This window comes from Streptomyces coerulescens (genome assembly GCF_042657965.1).
GTDB lineage: Bacteria > Actinomycetota > Actinomycetes > Streptomycetales > Streptomycetaceae > Streptomyces > Streptomyces coerulescens.
Genome location: NZ_JBHSKM010000011.1, coordinates 163,295 through 183,353 on the forward strand (window position 1 = coordinate 163,295; position 20,059 = coordinate 183,353).

Genomic DNA, 20,059 nt, shown 5'->3' on the forward strand with positions numbered 1-20,059 from the left:
CCACTCCGTGCCAGCCCACTGCTCTCCGGCCCTGAGCGGGCCGCGCTCAGGAACGCCATGCCTCGATCGGATTGCCGAGCCACCGGGTGTCGTCGGGGACCGACTCCGCCGCCATCACCAGCGACGCGGGACCCAGTGTCGTGCGGGCCCCGATCGCGCTACCCGGCAGAACGATCCCGCCAGGACCCAGCGTCGCGCCCTCACGGAGAACCACAGTATCCGTCCGCAAGATCCGGTCGTGGAAGAGGTGTGTCTGGAGCACACAGCCCCGGTTCACGGTCGCGGCGTCCTCCAGGGTCACCAGATCCGTCTCCGGCAGCCAGTAGCTGTCCACCCACACGCCCTTGCCGATCCGCGCGCCGAGCCCCCGCAGCCACGCCGTCATCACCGGCGTACCCGGTACCGAGCCCGCCAACCACGGCACGGCGAGCACCTCGACGAAGGTGTCGGCCAGCTCGTTGCGCCATACGAAGGACGACCACAGCGGATGCTCCCCGCTGCGATGACGCCCCACCAGCAGCCACTTCGCGACGATCGACACCAGCCCGGCCGCGGCACCCGCCGCCAGCAGCACGAGCCCGGACAGCAGCGGCGCCCAGACCTCCAGCGCACACAGCGCGGCGATGGTCAGCACCGCGAGCCCCGCCGAGCAGAACACCGGCACGAGCCGGCACAGCTCCACCATCCCTCGCGCCCACAGCAGCCGGACCGGCGGCTCGTACGTCCGGCTCCGGTCGCCGTCGGACGCGGCCCGCGGCAGCTTCACCGGCGGCAGCCCCAGATACGAGGTGCCCTTCTTGGCCTTCTTCGGCGTCGCCGACAGCACACCGACCAGACCGCCGTCCGGCACGGACCGCCCCGGCCCGGTCATCCCCGAGTTCCCGAGGAACGCCCGACGCCCGATCTGCGCCCGCCCGATCCGCATCCAGCCGCCCCCGAGCTCGTACGGCGCGGTCAGCGTGTCGTCGGCCAGGAACGCACCCTCGCCGACCGTCGTCAGACTCGGCAGCGCGAGCACCGTGGACACCTCGGCGCCCCGCCCGATCCGCATCCCGAGCAGCCGCAGCCACACCGGCGTGGCCAGCCCCGCGTACAGCGGGAACAGGGTGTCGCGGGCGCGGTCCATCAACTGGGTGACGGTCCAGGCCTGCCAGCCGACCCGGCTGTGCGTGGGATGCGTGCCCTCCCGCAGACCGAGGCTCAGCAGCCGTACGGCGACCAGGATCAGCAGCGCGTACGCAGCCCCGAAGGCGAGCGTCGCCGGGACGAGGGCCGACGCGGCGCCCGCCAGGGGCGAGTCCGGCGTGAAGAACACCCGGCCCACGAGGAAGGCGGCCGCGCCCGCCAGCACGGGCAGCGCGCTGAGCGCGAAGCCGGTCAGGCCGTACATCACCCGCCAGTACGTGCCGCGCCGCGGCCGGTCCTTGGGCCAGTTGCGCTTGGCCTTGCCGAGCTTGACCGCGGGCGCGCCCGCCCAGCGCTGCCCGGTCGGGACCTGCCCGGTCACCGCCGAGCCGGGTGCCACCTCGGCCCGCTTGCCGACGCGGGCGCCCGGGAAGAGCATGCTGCGGGTGCCGACGACGGCGTGCGCGCCGACCTTGACCGCGCCGATCTCCAGCCGGTCCCCGTCCAGCCAGTACCCGGACAGATCCACCTCGGACTCGACCGCCGCACCGCGCCCGAGCTTGAGCAGACCGGTGACCGGCGGCAGCGAGTGCAGGTCCACCTCGGGCCCGACCTTGGCGCCCAGCGCCCGCGCGTACCGCTCCAGCCAGGCCCCGGTCAGCGAGGTCGCCCCGCTGAACTCGGCGAGCCGCTCGGCCGTCCACAGCCGCAGATGCACACGGCCACCGCGCGGATACCGGCCCGGCTTCACGTCCTTGAGGAGCAGCCGCGCCCCGCCGGCCGCCAGCGCGAGCCGTCCGGGCGGGCTGAACAGCACCACGGCCCCGGCCGTGAGCAGCCACCAGGGCGCCGTCGGCAGCCACCCGTAGGCCGGCAGCAGATTCCCGAGCGCGGCCAGCGCGACCGTCCAGCGCAGACCGAGCACCGTGAACAGCGGAACGAGCAGCAGCAGCTGGATCAGCTGCGCACGCCGGGGCAACGGCGCGACGATCCGCTCCGCCCCGTCGTCGTGCGCCGACTCCTCGAGGTGCCGGGCCAGCTTGCGCAGCACCGGCTGCTGGTAGATGTCCAGGACGGCAGCGCTCGGATAGCGGGTCCGCAGCCGCGTCGTCAGCTGCGCGGCGGCCAGACTGCCACCGCCGATCGCGAAGAAGTCGTCGGAGGCGCTGGTGACGGGGATGCCGAGCACCTCGGTCCACTGCTCCGCCAGCCACGCCTCGGTGCCGTAGAGGTGCTCGGCCGGGCCGCTGCTCTCCAGGCCCTCCAGCGGCCACGGCAGGGCGTTGCGGTCCACCTTGCCGCTCGTACGGGTCGGCAGGTCGTCCACCGGCGCCAGCAGCGGCACCAGCGCGGCCGGCAGCTCCGCCCGCAGCTTCTCCACCGCGGTCGCCTGGTCCCAGCCGTCCTGCGTGACGACGTACCCGACCAGCAGCTGATTCCCACTGCGGGCGGTCCGCACGGCGGCCGCCGCACCGGCGACACCGGGCAGTGCCTGCAGCGCGGCGTCCACCTCGCCGAGCTCGATCCGCCGCCCACCGAGTTTGATCTGCTCGTCGGCCCGCCCGAGGAAGACCAGACCCTCCGGCTCCGCCTTGACGAGGTCACCACTGCGGTACGCCCGCTCCCAGCCCAGCGACTGAAGCGGCGCGTACTTCTCCGCGTCCTTCTCGGCGTCGAGATACCGCGCGAGCCCCACGCCACCGATGACGAGCTGCCCGCTCTCACCCATCGCCACGGGCTCCCCGGCCTCGTCCACGACGGCCAGCTCATAGCCGTTCAGCGGCAGCCCGATCCGGATCGGCTCCTCGCCGCTCATCAGCGCAGCACAGGCCACCACGGTCGCCTCGGTGGGCCCGTAGGTGTTCCAGACCTCGCGGCCCTCGGTCACCAGCCGCTGCGTCAGCTCCGGCGGGCAGGCCTCACCGCCGAAGATCAGCAGTCGTACGTCGTTGAGGGTCTCCGGCTCCCAGAGCGCGGCGAGCGTGGGCACGGTCGACACGACCGTGATCTCCTGCTCCACCAGCCACGGCCCGAGATCGGCACCGCTCCTGACCTGCGCACGCGGCACCGGCACCAGACAGGCGCCGTACCGCCACGCCAGCCACATCTCCTCGCAGGACGCGTCGAAAGCGACCGACAGACCCGCCATGACCCGGTCGCCGGGCCCGATCGGCTCCTCGGTGAGGAACAGCGCGGCCTCGGCGTCCACGAACGCGGCGGCACTGCGGTGGGAGACGGCGACGCCCTTGGGCTTCCCGGTGGAGCCGGACGTGAAGATGATCCAGGCGTCGTGCTCGACACCGGGGCGTGCGGCGGGAACGTCACTGCGGGAGTGCACGGTCAGCTCGTGCCCGGCGCCCACGACGGCCCGTACATCCGCCTCCCCGAACACCAGCTCGGCCCGCTCGTCCGGGTCCTCGGCGTCCACCGGGACATAGGCGGCGCCGGCCGCGAGCACGGCGAGGATCGCGACATAGAGGTCGTTGGTGCCGGACGGCACCCGCACACCCACCCGGTCACCGAGCCCGACCCCGGCCGCGCCGAGCGCCCGCCGCAGCCGCTCCACCTCGACGGCCAGCGCCCGGTAGGTCAGGCTGGTCGTGCCGTCGTCCAGTGCCGGCTCGTCCGGGTACGAGCGCACCGACGCGTCGAAGACGTCGACGAGCGTGCGCGGGGAGGCCGCGGGGCCCCCGGAGAAACGGGCCGTGTCGCCGAACTTCTCGCGGAGCTCATCGTCGAGCAGGCCGAGAGCATCGCTCTCGTGAATCGCTGCCATCCGGTCCTCGCGTCTCGATCCCGGATGCCTCCGGGGCGCTGGCGGGCCCGCAGGTTTGCCTGGGGTTGTCCGGCTCCAGCTCCGTAACAAGCCGGAAATTTTAGTACGACGCTAGGTTCGGGGCCGTGGAACGGCCACTCGGGGCACCCGTACGGGACCCGACCGGGGCCTGGCGTACCCGCGCTGACCTGGCGATCCTCCACCGAACGAGACATCGCCCACACAGTGCGTGACAACGCGGTCGACGCAGCGTCCGGATGGCCCACTCCGGGATGCCGCAACCCCCGAGTTCGGCGGGAATGGACACGAGCGCGGCCGGTCACGGCCGGTGTCCCGAGGCCGGAGGGCGGATGTCGAACCCACCACAGGGGGATCGTGCGGGCAAGATCGTGCGGAGCACGGCCTCGGCGGTGCTGATCGTCCTCGCGTGCATCCTGGTCCCCGTCACCGTGATCACGGTGTGGGTGCACGACATCGCCCTCGACACCGACCGCTACGTCAAGACGATGAAGCCGCTCGCCACCGACCGCGACATCGAGGACGCGGTGCGCCACCGGCTCGTCGACGCGGTGGACGTCCGTGTGAACGGCAAGCAGATCACCACCGACATCTCGAACTGGCTGAAGTCGCAGGGGCTGCCGCCCCGCGCGGCCGACGCCGTCAAGGCGCTGGCCCCCCAGGTCGACGAGGCCGCCAACGCGGCCGCTGACCAGGTGGCGAAACGCTTCGTGGAGAGCGATCGGTTCGAGAAGCTGTGGGTCACGGCGAACCGCACCGCCCACTCCGCGGTGGTGCACGCCCTCACGGGCAAGGGGCGCGGGGCGATCGGCGTCGAGGAGGGCACCGTGACCCTCGACGTCGGAACCGCCGTGGAACAGGTCAAGAAGGAACTGGTGGACGCCGGGGTGCAGGTGGCGTCCCATGTCCCGACCGTCGAGAAGCAGGTGGTCCTGTTCAAGTCCGACAAGCTCGACCAGTTCCAGGACGCGGCACACGCGCTGGACCTCGCCGGGTACTGGATGCCGGTGATCACCCTGCTGCTCGGAGCGGCGGGCGTCCTGCTGGCCCGCCGTCGCCGCCGTGCCCTGGCGAAGGCGGCCCTGGGAGCGGCCTTCGGCTGTCTCGTTGTGGCCATCGCGCTCGTCGTCGCCCGCCGCTACTACCTGGACCATCTGCCACCGACCGTGCTGTCCGAACCGGCGGCGGCCTCCGTCTTCGACACACTTCTGCGCTTCCTGAAGGACACGCTGCGGACCGTGATCGTGCTCGGTGTGGTCGTCGCCCTCGGCGCCTACTTCGCAGGCCCCGGGCGGCTGCCGCGCGCGGTACGGGGCTGGGCCGAGCAGGGCGCCGACAGCACGGCCCGCTGGACGGGCTCGCACGGCATCACCACGGGCCGGGTCGGAACCTGGACCGAGGCCAACCGCAAGTGGCTCACCATCGGCGTCCTGCTGCTGATCACGCTGGTGTACGCGCTGTGGAACAACCCCACGGTCCTGACCGTCGTGGTCCTGGTGATCATCCTGCTCGCAGCGCTCGTGGTGATCGCCCTGCTCGCGGCGGACGGCCGCAGAACGCCCCCGACGACCGCAGAACAGCAAGAAACCCCCACTCACTGATATGTCTTCGGCGGGCTCGCCTGCCACGCCCGGTCCAGGGAGTCGTCCCAATCCCCGTCCCGGTCGAAACTGGCGGCCCGGCAGCCACGGGACATGGGTGCCGAAGCGCTGTGGCGCCAGGGAGCCTCCCCGATCCGGGCGATGGCGTGGCCGCAGTGCCGGCAGACCGCGTGCTCCATCAACTCATCAGACAGCCGCTCGAATTGCGCGGTGCGGTCCGCGGCTTCCTCCTGGACACCCCGCAGCACCTCTTCGGCACTGGAAACCCTCGCGGAATCGATGATGCCGCGCACCAGTGCCACTGCCTCGATCGCGATGTCGGCCCTGCGTGCGGCATCGGCCAGACGCTGAGCTTCACCACTGCGAGGCGACTTGCGCACCGTGCGCTCCGCCAGTTCGACCAACGGACCGCTGGGCCGCGTCGGCCCGTCTTCTGCGCACTCCTGCTGCGAGGTGTCGTCCCGAAGGCGTCTGCGAGCCACTTCGAAGGCCCAGGCCTCCGTGGATGCCTTCTTGGCGACGTTGAAGTGGGTGCTGGTCGCCGCGTCCATCACCGTGTGGAACTCTTCCATCAGCGATCCCCAGTGGCTGCCACCGGCGAAATCCTCCGGGCACCAGCCGTAGTGACGCACGAGTTCATCACGAACCCGTCCGAAATGGTGCAGGCTCCTGCGCACCGGTCCGGACGTCTCGATGTGGAGGCCGATGCTTTCGGCCTTCGCCCGCATCTCCGGCTCCACGCCCTCCCACTTCATATGGCCGTCGCGTTCACAGGCGTAGTCGACCCAGGACCAGAACGCCTCGGCGTCCGCGACATCGGGTGCCTCACGATGATGACGCGGACACAGGAGGGCGAAGTTGCGCACATCGTTGGAACCGCCGAGCGATTCCGGGACCACATGGGCCCGCTCCACCGGCGCCTGCCAGCAGATCAGACAGATCGGTTCGTCGAGACCGAGGTAGTCGGCGATGGCCCGGACCGGAGGTCTGGACCGGCGCTGGTCGGGATGGCTGTCCCGGTTGCGTACGGGCAGTTCGCGGTGGTCGTAGACGTGCCCACGGTCGGGGTCTCGTATGTTCAGGACATCAGGGATGTCCTCACGTTGCGGCTTGGGGTTCCTGGCTTGGTACAGCGGCGTGCTGATCTCCGTGAGATACGGGCTGAGGAATCCCAGCAGGAACTCTTTGATGATCTCCAGGGCATCGGCGTCGTAGCCGCCGGCGGCGTTGCGATGCCCCTGGATGTCGAGGTACAGGTGGCGCGGGGCGCCGGGACTCGTCGCCGCGGCATGCGTGAGGATCGAGAAGAGGCGGTTGGCGCACTTGGTGAAGTCCTCTTCGACCCGCATGTCGTGATACAGCGCGATGCCCTTCGGTGGCTCCTGCGGGTTCTCGTTCATGTACGCACAGTAGGAGCCGCCACTGACAGTCGACCTCCGCGGCGAGAACATCGGCGACCAGAAATGCAGATAGACCCCAGATCAACTGGGGTCTCTGCTTGGTGTCCGAGGGGGGACTTGAACCCCCACGCCCGATAAAGGGCACTAGCACCTCAAGCTAGCGCGTCTGCCATTCCGCCACCCGGACAAGGTGTCTGTCGTGCGGGGTTTCCCCCGCGGCGACAGAGGAAACATTACCAGGCTTCGAGGGGTGCCCGATCACCCCCCGTCGCGGCGTGAACGGCGTGTGACGGGTCGCGGCCGGTCTTGGGCAGGGCCGTGGTCGGGGGGAGGATGAGGGGACCACCAGCAGCGACCGCGCGGAAGGAAGCAGCGTGAGCGAGACGGACACGGCCAGGGGCGTCACCGGCGAGGACGAGGTCGTGGACCTCTGCCGAGAGCTGATCCAGATCGACACCAGCAACTACGGCGACCACTCGGGACCCGGTGAGCGGGCGGCGGCCGAGTACGTCGCCGAGAAGCTCGCCGAGGTGGGCCTCGAACCGCAGATCTTCGAGTCGCACCCCGGGCGCGCCTCCACCGTGGCCCGCATCCAGGGCGAGGACCCCTCCAGGCCCGCGCTGCTCATCCACGGCCACACCGACGTCGTACCGGCCAACGCCGACGACTGGACCCACCATCCCTTCTCCGGCGAGGTCGCCGACGGATGCGTGTGGGGGCGGGGCGCCGTCGACATGAAGGACATGGACGCGATGACCCTCGCGGTCGTCCGTGACCGGCTGCGCAGCGGTCGCAGGCCCCCGCGGGACATCGTCCTGGCGTTCCTCGCCGACGAGGAGGCCGGCGGCAAGTACGGCGCCCGCTTCCTCGTCGACAAGCACCCGGATCTCTTCGAGGGCGTCACCGAGGCGATCAGCGAGGTGGGCGGCTTCTCGTTCACGGTGAGCGAGCAGCGGCGGCTCTATCTGATCCAGACGGCCGAGAAGGGCATGCACTGGATGAAGCTGACCGTGGCCGGCACCGCCGGGCACGGCTCGATGATCCACCGGGACAACGCGATCACGGAACTGTCGGAGGCGGTCGCACGCCTCGGCCGGCACAAGTTCCCGGTGCGGGTCACCAAGACCACCCGGGCCTTCCTGGACGAGCTCGGTGACGCCCTCGGCACCGAGCTGGACCCGGAGAACATGGAGGGCACCCTCGCCAGGCTCGGCGGAATCGCCAAGCTCATCGGCGCGACCCTCAGCAACACGGCGAACCCCACCCAGCTCGGCGCCGGCTACAAGGTCAACGTCATCCCCGGCGAGGCCACCGCCCATGTCGACGGCCGCTTCCTGCCCGGCTTCGAGGAGGAGTTCCTCGCCGACCTCGACAAGATCCTCGGCCCCAAGGTCAGGCGGGAGGACGTGCACGCCGACAAGGCCGTCGAGACCAGCTTCGACGGGGCCCTCGTGGACGCCATGCAGTCCGCGCTGGTCGCCGAGGACCCGGCGGCGAAGGCGATTCCGTACATGCTCTCCGGCGGCACGGACGCCAAGTCCTTCGACGACCTCGGGATTCGGGGCTTCGGCTTCGCCCCGCTGAAGCTGCCGCCGGAGCTGGACTTCGCGGGCATGTTCCACGGCGTCGACGAGCGGGTTCCGGTGGATGGGCTGAAGTTCGGGGTCCGTGTACTCGACAGGTTCATCGACGCCTCCTGAATGACGTCCCGATACAACCCTCTCGAAATCGTCCAGACGTACTGGCCGTGACTGGGGAGAGTGAATGCGCTCATAGGGTCGTAGCCCTATTAGTTCCTCCTCGTTACAGGTGATGCGATCAGCTACTTGTGATCGCATTGCCAACAAGGAGGAATAATGATCAAGAAGGTCGTCGCCGCTGCGGCTGCCACTGGTGGGCTGGTTCTCGCGGGCGCGGGCCTGGCCGTTGCCGACTCCGGTGCCCAGGGTGCCGCGGTGCACTCCCCGGGCGTCCTGTCCGGCAACGTCGTCCAGGCGCCGATTCACGTCCCCGTGAACGTCTGCGGCAACACGATCTCGGTGATCGGGCTGCTGAACCCCGCCTTCGGCAACACCTGCATCAACAAGTGACGTTGTGCCTCGCCCCGTGAATCGGGGCTGAGCCCGTCGGCCCCGGAGCGCGTGCCATGCGCTCCGGGGCCGACCGGCCTTTTCGGAACGTCGGTCGAATTTCCGACGTCGTCCTTTCGGAACAAGGTCGAAGGCAGGTAATCAGCAAATGCGACAGGTCACCCGCAAGGGCCTGATGACCGTGGCGGCCGCGACCGGCGTCATCGCCGCCGCGGGCGGCACGGCCCACGCGACCGGCGCGGGGGCGCACGGCTCCAGCGTGAACTCGCCCGGCGTGCTGTCGGGCAACACGGTGCAGGTACCGGTGGACGTGCCGGTCAACGTCTGCGGCAACACCGTGAACGTCGTCGGCGTGCTCAACCCGGCGGTCGGCAACAAGTGCGCCAACGGGAGCGGCCACGGCGGCTCCAACGGCGGTGGTCACGGCGGTGGGGGCTCGTCCTCCGACGGCCACGCCAGTGACTCGCCCGGTGTCGGCTCCGGCAACCACGTCGAGGCGCCGGTCCATGTGCCGGTCAATGTGTGCGGCAACAGCGTCGATGTCATCGGCATCGGCAACCCCAGCACGGGCAACGACTGCGGCAACGGCGGCGGTCACCATGCGCCGGGGGAGCCGGGCAATCCCGGAAATCCGGGGAACCCCGGCAACCCGGGAAACCCGGGGGAGCCCGGTAACCCCGGTAACCCCGGTAACCCGGGCAATCCTGGGGAGCCCGGCAATCCTGGGAACCCAGGAAACCCCGGCAACCCGGGAAACCCCGGAAACCCTGGGGAGCCGAACCAGCCCGGTACTCCGAGCACGCCGCCCGGCACGGGCGGCGAGACTCCGGGCGGTGGCTCCCACCCGAACCAGCCGGGCGCCCACTTCGTCACCCAGCCCCGGGGCGACGCGGAGCTCGCCCGGACCGGCGGCGACCTGCCGCTGGGTCTGGTCCTTCCGGTCGGCGCGGGAGCGCTGCTGGCGGGAGCGGTGCTGTACCGCAAGGCACGGCCGTCGCAGTAGGGCGGCCCACCGTGAGGCCCTGACCTCCGGTACGAACGGAGCGGGCCCCGCCTCGGCGGGGCCCGCTCCATGTGTCTCCTGTCCGGCGCCTCAGCTCACCACGTGGCCCGCACCTGCCGGATGATCCGGCGGCGCAACCGCACCCTGCGGCTTCCGTCCCGCAGCAGGCTCAGGCGGTCCAACTCCCAGTGTCCGTACTCGGCATGGTCCGTCAGCAGGCGTGTGGCGTCCTTGCGGGAGACCCCGCGAGGTACGTACACGTCGACAAATTCGTATTCCGGCATCGCATCTATTGTGCGGGCTGGGGCCCGGTACGGATAGCGTCTGCACTATGTCTGATGCTGTGCAGCCCACCGCTGCCGAGGTACGCGCCGCCGCCGAGGCGGTCAAGACCGCGCTCGACCGCCATCTGGCCGCGGTCGAACGCCGGTCGGGGGAGGACGACCCGGCCGTCTACGAGGCGTTCAACGAGCTGGCCACGGCCGCCGAGGCCTACGACGAGCTGCTCTACGACCGCTACGACGAGGTCACACCCTTCGAGATCCCCGGTACGGAGGACGCGCTGCCGCCGTACACGGGCCCCGAGGAACCGAACGCGCTGAGCGTGCTGATCCGCCGCGACTACGCCGTGGCGGAGCCGCAGCGGCTGCTGGCCCAGGCCCAGCGGGTCGAGGCCGCGGACTACGACGACGGTGCGGACGGCGAGGCCTCCGGCACGGTGCACGGGGCGCTGGGCATCCTGTTCGGCGAGTTCGAGCCGGACGAGATCGCCTCCCGGCACAAGGAGTTCGGTCTGGAGGAGGGCGACTCGACGCTCTGGGTGACCGCCGCGGACGACCACACCGACCCCGGGGAATGGCTGGAGGCGCCCTTCGAGGGGGTCGACCCGCAGCGGGTGATCTGCCGCTTCGACGTCAGCACGGTGTTCGACGACGACCTCGACGACGAGGACACGGACGACGAACCCGCCAGACGGCTCGCGGCGAACGCCGAGGACGACCTCGAGGAAGAGCTCGACACCGGCCTCGACGAGGACGACCTCGAACCACTGGACGCGGATCGCTGAACCACGGCGCAAGGCTGCCGGGACGGCGGCGGTCACGGGGCTGAGGCCTACGTGACCGCCGCCGTCGCGCGTCAAGGGCGCCGGTCGTCGACGTCGGCGTCCGCCGGGGCCGGCAGACGGATGGCGATCTCGCCGGAGATGCTGGTCAGCCGGATCAGGACCTGACGTCGCTCGGGCCGGCCGGGGCGAGGACGACGACGACCGCCGCCGTCGCGCGTCGAGGGCGCCGGTGTCAGCCGGCCGCCGTCGGCCGCGGTGCCAGCAGCGCCGGCAGACGGGTCGTGCGCGGCTTGGCCGGGATCTCGGTGACCGCGCGGGCGAGGGCCTGTTCGGCGCCGTGGACCACGGAGAGATGGCGGTCGGCGCGGCTGAAGGCCGTGTAGACCCAGGGGCGGCTCAGGGCCTGGGCCGTGTAGCCGGGGACGACCACGACGACCGCGGGCCAGCGGGCGCCCGCCGCCTGGTGGGCGGTCAGCGCCCAGCCGTGCCGCACGGACTGCTCCACCCGTTCCTTCGGTACGACCACGGCCTCGCCCGCGCAGGACAGGTGCAACCCCTCGGCGTCGGCCTTCACCACCCGGCCGGGCACCGTACGGCCCGGCGCGGGGGAGTACGCGACGCGGTCACCGGGGTCGAAGCCGCCGAAGCGGCCGGGGCCGGGGTTGAGCCGCTCCTTGAGCGCGGCGTTCAGCGCGCGCGTGCCGGCCGCGCCGCCGTGGCCCGGCGTGATCACCTGGGTCTGCTCCGCGGGGACGCCGATCGCCCGCGGCACCGAGTCCGCGACCAACTGCACGGTGCGGTGCACGGCCTCGCCCGCGTCCCGCACCGGCACGATCACTACCTCCTTGCCGGGCGCCTCGACCTGGTTCAGCTCGCCGATGCCGACGCCCGACACCAGCTCGCCCAGCGGGCCGGGGTCCGGCCGGCGTGAGGCGATCTGCGGGCAGACCCGCGCCGCCAGCAGATCGGCGAACACCCGCCCGGGCCCCGCCGACCACAGCACCCCGGGATCCCCGGCGAGCACCAGCCGGGCCCCGTCCGGCAGCGACTCCGTGAGCAGCGCGGCCGTCTCGACGTCCAGCTGGGGTGCGTCGAGCACGACGAGCAGATCGAGGTCGAACGCCCCGTCCGCGTCCCTTCCGGGCCCTTCGGCGCCGGACAGCAGCCCGGCCACGGTGGCGACGCCGGGCACGGTGCCCGCCGTCTCGGGGCCGGTCTCGCTCAGCAGTGTCGTGAAGCGCTCCTTGCCCAGCGGGCCGGGCACGGCGGCCCAGGTCCGCAGCCCGAGATCCTGAGCGGCCCGCAGCAGCGCCGCCGGTTCGGCGCGGGAGGCCTCCCCGCCCGTGTGCAGGACCAGGCCATGGGCCGCGACCGCGCGGATCAGCTCGGCGGCGGAACCCGCGCCGCCCGCTGCCCGCTCCCAGTCCTCCGCCGAACCGTCCTGCTTGGGCGCCGAGTTGATCAGGCGGCCCAGCCCGTCGGCGAGGCTCTCCTCCGCGAGGGCGTACCGCTCCAGGCCGACCAGGACACGGACCGAACGCTCCTGGTCCTCCTCCGCCTCCTCGCTGCGCCGGGCCGGGGCGCTGGGCTCGTCCAGGGCGTCCTGGAAGGCCAACGCCTCACCCTCGGCGAGGGTGTTCTGCACAGCCGTATCGGCATCCGGAACGCCCTGCCGGCCCAGCGCGGCGGTGAGCGCCGGCAGTTCCAGGGCCGTGTGCCCGGCCACGGCGGCCTGTTCCAGGAGCCAGACGGTGACCGCGCGCCCGCGCCGCTCGTCGTCCGGTCCGGCTTCCGCGCCGAGCAGCGCCCGCGCGAACCCGTCGGCCTGCTCGGGCCGTACCCCGCCGATGTGCAGCAACTGCCAGGGATCCGCCCGCAGCCGGTCGGCGGCGCCCTCGCCGAGAGCGGCCGCGGCCTGCCCGGCGAGCGCCTCCGGGGCGCCGCCCTCGGTCAGCACGGCCCGCACGGACTCCACGGTCTCCGACGCGGGAGCCGCGGGGACGGCGGACACCGGCGCGGACTGCGGCCGACGGGTCGGCTCCGGAGCCGGGCGACGGGGTGGTTCCGGCTCGCTGAAGACCGTCGCCGGGGGCTTCGCACCGCTCTCCACGGCCCGTACGGCGGCGAGGAGATCGGCGGCCTGGCCGCTGAGCTTGGCCCCGCTGTCGACGGGCGCCTTCTTCTCGGCCTTGCGCCGCTCGATCCGCTCCCGCTCGACCCGCTGGGCGGCGAGCTCGGCCTCGGCCTCCGACTGCTGCGCCGCGCCGCCCTGCGAGGCCTCACCGTCGACGCCGTCCTGCTCGGACCCGGTGACCTGCTCGCCGTCCTCCGACGTGCCGTTCGTGCCCCCGCCTCCCGAACCAGAAGCAGCTGCTCCGTCCTGGGCCGCGACCCCCGGCGTCCCCGGCTCGGTGTCCTCCGTGGTCTCGGGTGGCTCCGTGCTCACAGCGTGCTCCAGTCGTGATCGGGATAGCGGTGCACGGGCGCCGACACGTCGTCGAGCGCCCGGCAGATCTCGTCAGGAAGACTAAGGGCCTCCACTGACAACGCCGCCGTGAGCTGCTGTGCGTTGCGCGCGCCGATGACGGGCGCGGTCACACCGGGCCGGTCGCGGACCCAGGCGAGCGCGACCTGGAGCGGGGAGACGGCCAGCCCGTCGGCCGCCGTCTGCACGGCGTCCACGATCCGGCTCGCGGTGTCGTCGAGGTACGGCGCGACGAACGGCGCCAGATGCTCCGAGGCGCCGCGCGAGTCGGCCGGCGTCGCATTGCGGTACTTGCCCGTCAGCACGCCCCGGCCGAGCGGCGAGGAGGGCAGCATGCCGATGCCGAGATCGAGAGCGGCCGGCAGCACCTCGCGTTCCACACCGCGCTGCAGCAGTGAGTACTCCAGCTGTGTGCTCGCCAGCCGGGTGCGTATGCCGGGCGCCGCGAGCTGCCAGGTCGCCGCCTTGGCGAGCTGCCAACCACAGAAGTTGGAGACACCGGCATAGCGCGCACGACCGCTGCTGACCGCGAGGTCGAGCGCCTGGAGGGTCTCCTCCAGCGGGGTGTACGGGTCGAAGGCGTGGATGTGCCAGACGTCGACGTAGTCCGTGCCGAGCCGGGTCAGCGAGGCGTCCAGGGCGGAGAGCAGATGGCCGCGCGAGCCGTCGAAGCGGCGGTCCGGGTCGGGCACGCTGCCCGCCTTCGTCGAGACGACCAGGTCGCGCCGCGGGACCAGCCCCTCCATCAGCCGCCCGAGCAGATACTCGGCCTCCCCGTCGCCGTACACGTCGGCCGTGTCGACGAGAGTGCCGCCCGCCTCCCAGAACGTCTTCAAGAGGTCCGCGGCGTCGTGCTCGTCGGTGTCCCTGCCCCAGGTGAGGGTGCCGAGCCCGATCCGGGACACGCGCAGGCCGGTGCGGCCGAGATGCCTCTGCTCCATGAACGCCGAGATTACTGGCCAGAACCTGGCATGTGGGGGCCTGTGGATAACCAGTTTTCCGGACGGTCACCGGGGACACACGGGCCAGAAGGGCGACGCCCGCCACATCGGCCTCCCCGCCGGAGGCCCCCCGCGCTAAGGTCGGGCCCGACAAGGACGTTACTGATCGGTAAGGGGATCGGCCATGCAGCTCGGGATCAACCTCGGCTACTGGGGTGCCGGAATGGACGCGGACAATCTCGCCGTCGCGCAGGAGGCCGACCGGCTGGGGTACGCCGTGTGCTGGGCCGCCGAGGCGTACGGCTCGGACGCGGCCACCGTGCTGAGCTGGGTCGCCGCCCAGACCGAGCGCATCGACGTCGGCTCCGCCATCTTCCAGATCCCGGCCCGCCAGCCGGCGATGACCGCGATGACGGCCGCGACCCTCGACTCCCTGTCCGGCGGCCGCTTCCGCCTCGGCCTCGGCGTCTCCGGACCGCAGGTCTCCGAGGGCTGGTACGGCGTCAGGTTCGACAAGCCGCTGGCACGCACGCGTGAGTACGTCGAGATCGTCCGCAAGGCCATGACCCGCGAGCGCCTGACCTACGAGGGTCAGCACTGGACGCTGCCGCTGCCCGACGGCCCCGGCAAGCCCATCAAGCTGACCGTGCACCCGCAGCGTGAGCACATCCCGCTGTACATCGCCGCCATCGGCCCGAAGAACCTGGAGCAGACCGGCGAGATCGCCGACGGCGCACTGGTGATCTTCCCCTCCGCCGACCACCTGGAGGAGACCACCGTCAAGCACCTGCGTGCGGGACGCGAGAAGGCCGGCAAGACGCTCGACGGGTTCGACGTCTGCCCGACCCTGCCGCTCGCCGTCGGCGACGACAAGGACGTGGCCACGCTCGCCGACACCTTCCGCCCCTACACCGCGCTGTACGTCGGCGGCATGGGCAGCCCCAAGCAGAACTTCTACAACCAGCTCGCCCAGCGCATGGGGTACGAGAAGGAAGCCGCCGAGATCCAGACCAAGTACCTCTCCGGCGACAAGCAGGGCGCCGCGGCCGCCGTACCGCACGACCTGATCGACCAGACCACGCTGCTCGGCTCCGTCGACCGCATCGCGGACCGGATGAAGGCCTACGCCGCCGCCGGGGTCACCACCCTGTCCCTCGCGCCCGCCGGCTTCACGCTCGACGAGCGGCTCGCCTCCCTGCGCGCCGGCAGCGAGGCCCTGGAGCGCGCCGGACTGGCGTGACGCGAGGGCCGTACGGGCCGGGGAAGTTCTGCGGCCGTGGTGGGGGCTCGGGGGTCTTCCCCGCCACGGCCGTCACGCAGAACAACGCGCGCGTGCCCACCCGGTTACGCCCCCGTCGTGACCCCGATGGTCATTCTTTTGGCGGAGTTGTCCGACTCAGCTGTTGCAGCGGCTCTCTCACCGCATTTGACTCGTTCTTTGCGGAATCCTGCGGCGTCCTGAGAGAGGTGCCCCACGATGCTTTCGGCCAAGAGTCTGTTCCAGGAGATCCTCGACAACGACGAGTCCTTCCGGCTGTTCTGCTCCATCGCCGCCAGCGGCGAGTCCCAGGGCGGCTGGGAGAACGCGCGCATCGCCGCGCTCGTGCCCGACAGCGAGCGCGCCATGGCCCCCAAGATCACCCGGCACGGCGCGGACGAGGACAAGCACGGGCGGATCTTCAACGCCCTGCTGAAGAAGCGCGGCCTCGACCCCGTCCCCGTGCCGCCCGAGACCGACTACACGATGCTGCTGGAGAAACACGGCATCGGACTCGCCCACGACAAACTCAAGGCCGACAAGCCGCTCACGGTCGACGACATCATCACCTACCTCGCGCACAGCCGGGTCACCGAACAGCGCGCCTCGGAACAGATGATCATGCTCCGCAAGTACTTCGCCGACGACCCCGTGATCGGCAAGGCCGTACGGATGATCTCCAACGACGAGGACAACCACCTCGCCTACACCCACGAGGAACTCCTGCGCTTCGCGGCCGCCGGGCACGGCCGGCTCATCCAGGCCACCCTGCGCGAGTGCGCCCTGGCCGAGATCCGCGTCTACCGGGACGTCAGCCTCGCGGTCATGGACCACATGGGCCGCATCCTGGGCTGGCCCCGGCCCAAGGCCGCGGCGCTCGCCGCGGGCATCCACGCCGTCTACGCCTGGGAGCGGTTCGCGGGCTGGCGGCGCATGGTGTCCCTGACCATGCCGGAACGCCGCGACGCCCTCGGCGGCCCCGCCACCTCGGCACCCGAGTTCGCCTGACCGCTACAACCAACCCCGGCGTTTGAACAGCCGGTACAGCAACACCTCGACCGCGGCCATGGCCAGGATCAGCACCGGATACGAACCGGTCCAGCGCAGCTCGGGCATGTGCTCGAAGTTCATGCCGTAGATCCCCGCGATCATCGTGGGGACCGCGGCCATGGCCGCCCACGCGGAGATCTTCCGCATGTCGTCGTTCTGCCGAACGCTCATCTGCGCCAGATGCGCCGACAGGACGTCCGACACCAGGCGGTCCAGGCCCTCCACGGCCTCGTTCACGCGCGTGAGGTGGTCGCTCACGTCGCGGAAGAAGGGCTGCGCCTTGTCGTGCACGAACGGCACGCGCGCGCCGATCAGACCCGTGCCCGCGAGCCGCGACACGGGCTGCGCGAGCGGGCCGGTGGCCCGGCGGAACTCCATGATCTGCCGTTTGAAGGCGTAGATGCGCGAGGCCGTGTGCCGCGAGCCGCCGCCGGTCGGCGAGAACACCTCCGCCTCCAGCTCCGCCAGATCCGTGCCCAACTCGCCCGCCACGTCGACGTAGTGGTCGACCACCGCGTCCGCGATCGTGTACAAAACCGCCGTCGGGCCGTGCCGCAGCATCTCCGGCTCGTGCTCCAGTCGGGCCCGGACGACCCCCAGCGGCGCCTCCTCGCCGTGCCGGACGGTCACGACGAAGGAGTCGCCGATGAAGACCATGACCTCACCGGAGGAGACGATGTCGCTCTTCGGCTCGTAGCCGACCGGCTTGAGGACCATGAACAGCGAGTCGTCGTACACCTCCAGCTTGGGCCGCTGGTGCGCTTTCAGCGCGTCCTCCACGGCCAGCGGATGCAGCCCGAACTCCTCGGTGACCTTGTCGAACTCCTTCTCCGTCGGCTCGTACAGACCGATCCAGACGAACGCGTCGTCCTGCAGACGGCACAGATCCAGGGCGTCGGAGAAGTCCGCGGGCCCCTCCGTCCGGCGCCCGTCCCGATAGATGGCGCAGTCGACGATCACGGAGCGTATTCTCCCGCCCTCAGCCCCCGAACGCACCCCGTCGTACGCCTACCCTGGGCGGCATGCCCACGCTGATCCTGGTCCGGCACGGACGTTCCACCGCCAACACCGAGGGAGTGCTCGCGGGCTGGACGCCCGGCGTCGCCCTCGACGAGCGCGGGGCCCAGCAGGCCGCCGCGCTGCCCGCACGGCTCGCCGCGCTGCCGATCTCCGAGGTCGTCACCAGCCCGCTCCAGCGCTGCCGGGAGACGATCCGGCCGCTCCTGGACGCCCGGCCCGCACTCACCGCGCACACCGAGGAGCGGATCGGGGAGTGCCACTACGGCGACTGGTCCGGCCGCAAGCTCGCCGACCTCAAGGACGAGCCGCTGATGGAGGTCGTACAGGCCCATCCGTCGGCGGCGGCGTTCCCCGGCGGCGAGTCGATGCGGGCCATGCAGACCCGCGCCGCCGAAGCCGTACGCGAGTGGAACGCGCGCGTGGAGCGCGATCACGGCGCCGACGCCGTGTACGTGATGTGCTCCCACGGCGACATCATCAAGTCCCTCGTGGCGGACGCACTCGGTCTTCATCTCGACCTCTTCCAGAGGATTTCCGTTGAACCGTGTTCCATCACCGCGATCCGTTACACACGTCTGAGGCCCTTCCTCGTACGCCTCGGAGACACCGGCGACTTCGCGTCCCTCGCCCCGCGCGAGGAACCGCCGGCCGGCGACGCGACGGTCGGGGGCGGCGCGGGCGCACCGTGATCGTCGGGCGCAGTAGGGTGAAGCGATCCAAGCAGCGCCGTACCCACGATTCCAATGGAGACAGGACGTGTCCCGTCAGGTGTTCCTCTACGACCCCCCGGACCGCTTCGTGGCCGGCACGGTAGGACTGCCCGGACGCCGTACGTTCTTCCTCCAGGCCACCGCCGGCTCCCGGGTGACCAGCGTGGCCCTGGAGAAGACCCAGGTCGCCGCACTCGCCGAGCGCATGGACGAACTGCTCGACGAGGTCGTACGGCGCAGCGGCGGCAGCGCCGCCGTCCCCGCCATGGCGCCCAGCGAGGTCGGCGACACCGGCCCGCTGGACACCCCCATCGAGGAGGAGTTCCGCGTCGGCACCATGGCGCTCGCCTGGGACGGCGAGGAACAGCGCATGATCGTCGAGGCGCAGGCCCTCGTGGAGCTCGACGCCGACTCCGAGGAGGACCTCGCCGAGGCCGAGGAGCGGCTGCTCCAGGACGAGGAGAACGGGCCCCCGATGCTGCGGGTCCGGCTCACCGGCGCGCAGGCGAGGGCTTTCGCCAAGCGCGCCCTGGACGTCGTCAACGCCGGTCGGCCGCCGTGTCCGCTGTGCAGTCTCCCGCTCGACCCGGAAGGACACGTATGTCCGCGCCAGAACGGATACCGCCGCGGAGCGTGACCCCGGTGGAGCTGCTCACCGAGGGTGAGCTGACCGTGCGCGGACGCATCCGCGAGGCGTCCAACGCCGCCCTGTACTGCACCGTCGCGCACGAGGGCCGGGAGGCGACCTGCGTGTACAAGCCGGTCGCCGGTGAGCGGCCGCTGTGGGACTTTCCCGACGGCACCCTCGCCGGGCGCGAGGTCGCCGCGTACGAGGTGTCCGAGGCGACCGGCTGGGGACTCGTACCGCCCACGGTGCTGCGCGACGGGCCGTACGGCGAGGGCATGTGCCAGCTGTGGATCGACGTGACCCCCGAGGCCGAACTGCTCGCGCTGGTGGACGGCGAGGAGCCCGAACCGGGCTGGCGGGCGATCGGCCTCGCCGAGGTCGGCGAGGGGAGGACCGCGCTGCTGGTGCACGCCGACGACGAGCGGCTGCGGCGCCTCGCCGTGCTGGACGCCGTGATCAACAACGCCGACCGCAAGGGCGGCCATCTGCTGCCCACCGAGGACGGCCGGCTCTTCGGCATCGACCACGGCGTCACCTTCAACGCCGAGAACAAGCTGCGGACGCTGCTGTGGGGCTGGGCGGGGGAGCCGCTCACGCCGGAGGCAGTCGAGGTGCTCGGGGCTCTGAGCGAGGGCCTGAAAGAGGGCGGCGCGCTGGCCGTGCGGCTGGCCGAGCTGATCACCGCCGCCGAGGTGGACGCCACCCGCGCGCGTGTGGACGCTCTGCTGGCCTCCGGCAGGCATCCGGAGCCGAGCGGGGAGTGGCCGGCCATTCCGTGGCCGCCCGTCTAGCGGCCGTACCGAAGCCGCAGCACAATGGCCGGTGTCGCGCAAGAACGCCTCCCCGGCCATCCGGCCCGGTCCGGTTCGTGTACGGAACATCCGTCCG

16 protein-coding genes and 1 tRNA gene are annotated in these 20,059 nt (G+C 71.4%); 10 read left to right on the forward strand and 7 right to left on the reverse strand.

Features of this window, described 5'->3' with window-relative positions; translation table 11 throughout:
- Positions 1-46: 46 nt before the first annotated feature.
- Positions 47-3,901: a Pls/PosA family non-ribosomal peptide synthetase gene (locus ACFPQ9_RS18880; protein ID WP_380854247.1), complete on the reverse strand. Its 3,855-nt coding sequence runs from the start codon at positions 3,899-3,901 to the stop codon at positions 47-49.
- A gap of 350 nt (positions 3,902-4,251) precedes the next feature.
- Here ACFPQ9_RS18880 and ACFPQ9_RS18885 point away from each other — a divergent pair, with 350 nt between their 5' ends.
- Positions 4,252-5,520, forward strand: a complete 1,269-nt coding sequence (locus ACFPQ9_RS18885) for a hypothetical protein (RefSeq protein ID WP_380854249.1) — start codon at positions 4,252-4,254, stop codon at positions 5,518-5,520.
- On the opposite strand, the gene ACFPQ9_RS18890 is transcribed toward ACFPQ9_RS18885, so the two are convergent.
- Together ACFPQ9_RS18890 and ACFPQ9_RS18895 are read right to left on the reverse strand one after the other, a co-directional pair.
- Positions 5,514-6,920: an HNH endonuclease gene (locus ACFPQ9_RS18890; protein ID WP_380854251.1), complete on the reverse strand. Its 1,407-nt coding sequence runs from the start codon at positions 6,918-6,920 to the stop codon at positions 5,514-5,516. The genes ACFPQ9_RS18885 and ACFPQ9_RS18890 overlap by 7 nt on opposite strands.
- 99 nt (positions 6,921-7,019) lie before the next feature.
- Positions 7,020-7,107, reverse strand: a tRNA-Leu gene (locus tag ACFPQ9_RS18895).
- A 187-nt stretch (positions 7,108-7,294) separates the two neighbouring features.
- Between ACFPQ9_RS18895 and ACFPQ9_RS18900 the strand changes: the two genes are divergently transcribed.
- The 3 genes from ACFPQ9_RS18900 to ACFPQ9_RS18910 all read left to right on the forward strand — a co-directional run bounded on the left by ACFPQ9_RS18900 (position 7,295) and on the right by ACFPQ9_RS18910 (position 10,013).
- Positions 7,295-8,620, forward strand: a complete 1,326-nt coding sequence (locus ACFPQ9_RS18900; RefSeq protein ID WP_380854253.1) for a M20/M25/M40 family metallo-hydrolase — start codon at positions 7,295-7,297, stop codon at positions 8,618-8,620.
- 156 nt (positions 8,621-8,776) lie between these two features.
- Positions 8,777-9,010: a chaplin ChpH gene (gene chpH / locus ACFPQ9_RS18905; protein WP_048584573.1), complete on the forward strand. Its 234-nt coding sequence runs from the start codon at positions 8,777-8,779 to the stop codon at positions 9,008-9,010.
- 148 nt (positions 9,011-9,158) lie between these two features.
- Positions 9,159-10,013: a chaplin gene (locus ACFPQ9_RS18910; RefSeq protein ID WP_380854256.1), complete on the forward strand. Its 855-nt coding sequence runs from the start codon at positions 9,159-9,161 to the stop codon at positions 10,011-10,013.
- Between the two features lie 95 nt (positions 10,014-10,108).
- Here the strand turns inward: ACFPQ9_RS18910 and ACFPQ9_RS18915 are convergent, their stop codons facing one another.
- Positions 10,109-10,297: a DUF5703 family protein gene (locus ACFPQ9_RS18915; RefSeq protein WP_005485166.1), complete on the reverse strand. Its 189-nt coding sequence runs from the start codon at positions 10,295-10,297 to the stop codon at positions 10,109-10,111.
- Between the two features lie 47 nt (positions 10,298-10,344).
- Between ACFPQ9_RS18915 and ACFPQ9_RS18920 the strand changes: the two genes are divergently transcribed.
- Positions 10,345-11,079 carry a hypothetical protein gene (locus ACFPQ9_RS18920; RefSeq protein ID WP_380854259.1) on the forward strand — a complete coding sequence of 245 codons (735 nt, stop codon included), beginning with the start codon at positions 10,345-10,347 and terminating at the stop codon, positions 11,077-11,079.
- 232 nt (positions 11,080-11,311) lie between these two features.
- On the opposite strand, the gene ACFPQ9_RS18925 is transcribed toward ACFPQ9_RS18920, so the two are convergent.
- Positions 11,312-13,525: a helix-hairpin-helix domain-containing protein gene (locus ACFPQ9_RS18925; RefSeq protein WP_380854261.1), complete on the reverse strand. Its 2,214-nt coding sequence runs from the start codon at positions 13,523-13,525 to the stop codon at positions 11,312-11,314.
- Positions 13,522-14,505, reverse strand: coding sequence for an aldo/keto reductase (locus ACFPQ9_RS18930; protein WP_380854263.1), 984 nt, complete (start codon positions 14,503-14,505; stop codon positions 13,522-13,524). The genes ACFPQ9_RS18925 and ACFPQ9_RS18930 overlap by 4 nt, the downstream gene beginning before the upstream one ends.
- Positions 14,506-14,689: 184 nt before the next feature.
- Between ACFPQ9_RS18930 and ACFPQ9_RS18935 the strand changes: the two genes are divergently transcribed.
- Complete coding sequence (locus tag ACFPQ9_RS18935) at positions 14,690-15,745, forward strand: LLM class F420-dependent oxidoreductase (RefSeq protein WP_380854265.1); 1,056 nt, start codon at positions 14,690-14,692, stop codon at positions 15,743-15,745.
- 237 nt (positions 15,746-15,982) lie between these two features.
- Positions 15,983-16,771 (forward strand): ferritin-like domain-containing protein, encoded by a 789-nt coding sequence (locus ACFPQ9_RS18940; RefSeq protein WP_380854267.1) that lies wholly within the window; start codon positions 15,983-15,985, stop codon positions 16,769-16,771.
- 3 nt (positions 16,772-16,774) lie between these two features.
- On the opposite strand, the gene ACFPQ9_RS18945 is transcribed toward ACFPQ9_RS18940, so the two are convergent.
- On the reverse strand, positions 16,775-17,773 hold the full coding sequence (locus tag ACFPQ9_RS18945; protein WP_380854269.1) for a magnesium and cobalt transport protein CorA: 999 nt from the start codon (positions 17,771-17,773) through the stop codon (positions 16,775-16,777).
- A 62-nt stretch (positions 17,774-17,835) separates the two neighbouring features.
- Between ACFPQ9_RS18945 and ACFPQ9_RS18950 the strand changes: the two genes are divergently transcribed.
- The 3 genes from ACFPQ9_RS18950 (at position 17,836) to ACFPQ9_RS18960 (ending at position 19,962) form a co-directional block, all read left to right on the forward strand.
- Positions 17,836-18,522: a histidine phosphatase family protein gene (locus ACFPQ9_RS18950; RefSeq protein ID WP_380854271.1), complete on the forward strand. Its 687-nt coding sequence runs from the start codon at positions 17,836-17,838 to the stop codon at positions 18,520-18,522.
- 67 nt (positions 18,523-18,589) lie between these two features.
- Complete coding sequence (locus ACFPQ9_RS18955; protein WP_380854273.1) at positions 18,590-19,180, forward strand: DUF3090 domain-containing protein; 591 nt, start codon at positions 18,590-18,592, stop codon at positions 19,178-19,180.
- Entirely contained in the window at positions 19,144-19,962 is an 819-nt protein-coding gene (locus tag ACFPQ9_RS18960) for an SCO1664 family protein (protein WP_380854275.1), read from the forward strand. The genes ACFPQ9_RS18955 and ACFPQ9_RS18960 overlap by 37 nt, the downstream gene beginning before the upstream one ends.
- Positions 19,963-20,059 lie beyond the last annotated feature (97 nt).

Coding starts and splice junctions, on each gene's coding strand:
- ACFPQ9_RS18880 (WP_380854247.1), bottom strand. CDS start 3,901: ATGGCAGCGATTCACGAGAGCGATGCTCTCGGCCTGCTCGACGATGAG.
- ACFPQ9_RS18885 (WP_380854249.1), top strand. CDS start 4,252: ATGTCGAACCCACCACAGGGGGATCGTGCGGGCAAGATCGTGCGGAGC.
- ACFPQ9_RS18890 (WP_380854251.1), bottom strand. CDS start 6,920: ATGAACGAGAACCCGCAGGAGCCACCGAAGGGCATCGCGCTGTATCAC.
- chpH (WP_048584573.1), top strand. CDS start 8,777: ATGATCAAGAAGGTCGTCGCCGCTGCGGCTGCCACTGGTGGGCTGGTT.
- ACFPQ9_RS18910 (WP_380854256.1), top strand. CDS start 9,159: ATGCGACAGGTCACCCGCAAGGGCCTGATGACCGTGGCGGCCGCGACC.
- ACFPQ9_RS18915 (WP_005485166.1), bottom strand. CDS start 10,297: ATGCCGGAATACGAATTTGTCGACGTGTACGTACCTCGCGGGGTCTCC.
- ACFPQ9_RS18920 (WP_380854259.1), top strand. CDS start 10,345: ATGTCTGATGCTGTGCAGCCCACCGCTGCCGAGGTACGCGCCGCCGCC.
- ACFPQ9_RS18930 (WP_380854263.1), bottom strand. CDS start 14,505: ATGGAGCAGAGGCATCTCGGCCGCACCGGCCTGCGCGTGTCCCGGATC.
- ACFPQ9_RS18935 (WP_380854265.1), top strand. CDS start 14,690: ATGCAGCTCGGGATCAACCTCGGCTACTGGGGTGCCGGAATGGACGCG.
- ACFPQ9_RS18940 (WP_380854267.1), top strand. CDS start 15,983: ATGCTTTCGGCCAAGAGTCTGTTCCAGGAGATCCTCGACAACGACGAG.
- ACFPQ9_RS18950 (WP_380854271.1), top strand. CDS start 17,836: ATGCCCACGCTGATCCTGGTCCGGCACGGACGTTCCACCGCCAACACC.
- ACFPQ9_RS18960 (WP_380854275.1), top strand. CDS start 19,144: ATGTCCGCGCCAGAACGGATACCGCCGCGGAGCGTGACCCCGGTGGAG.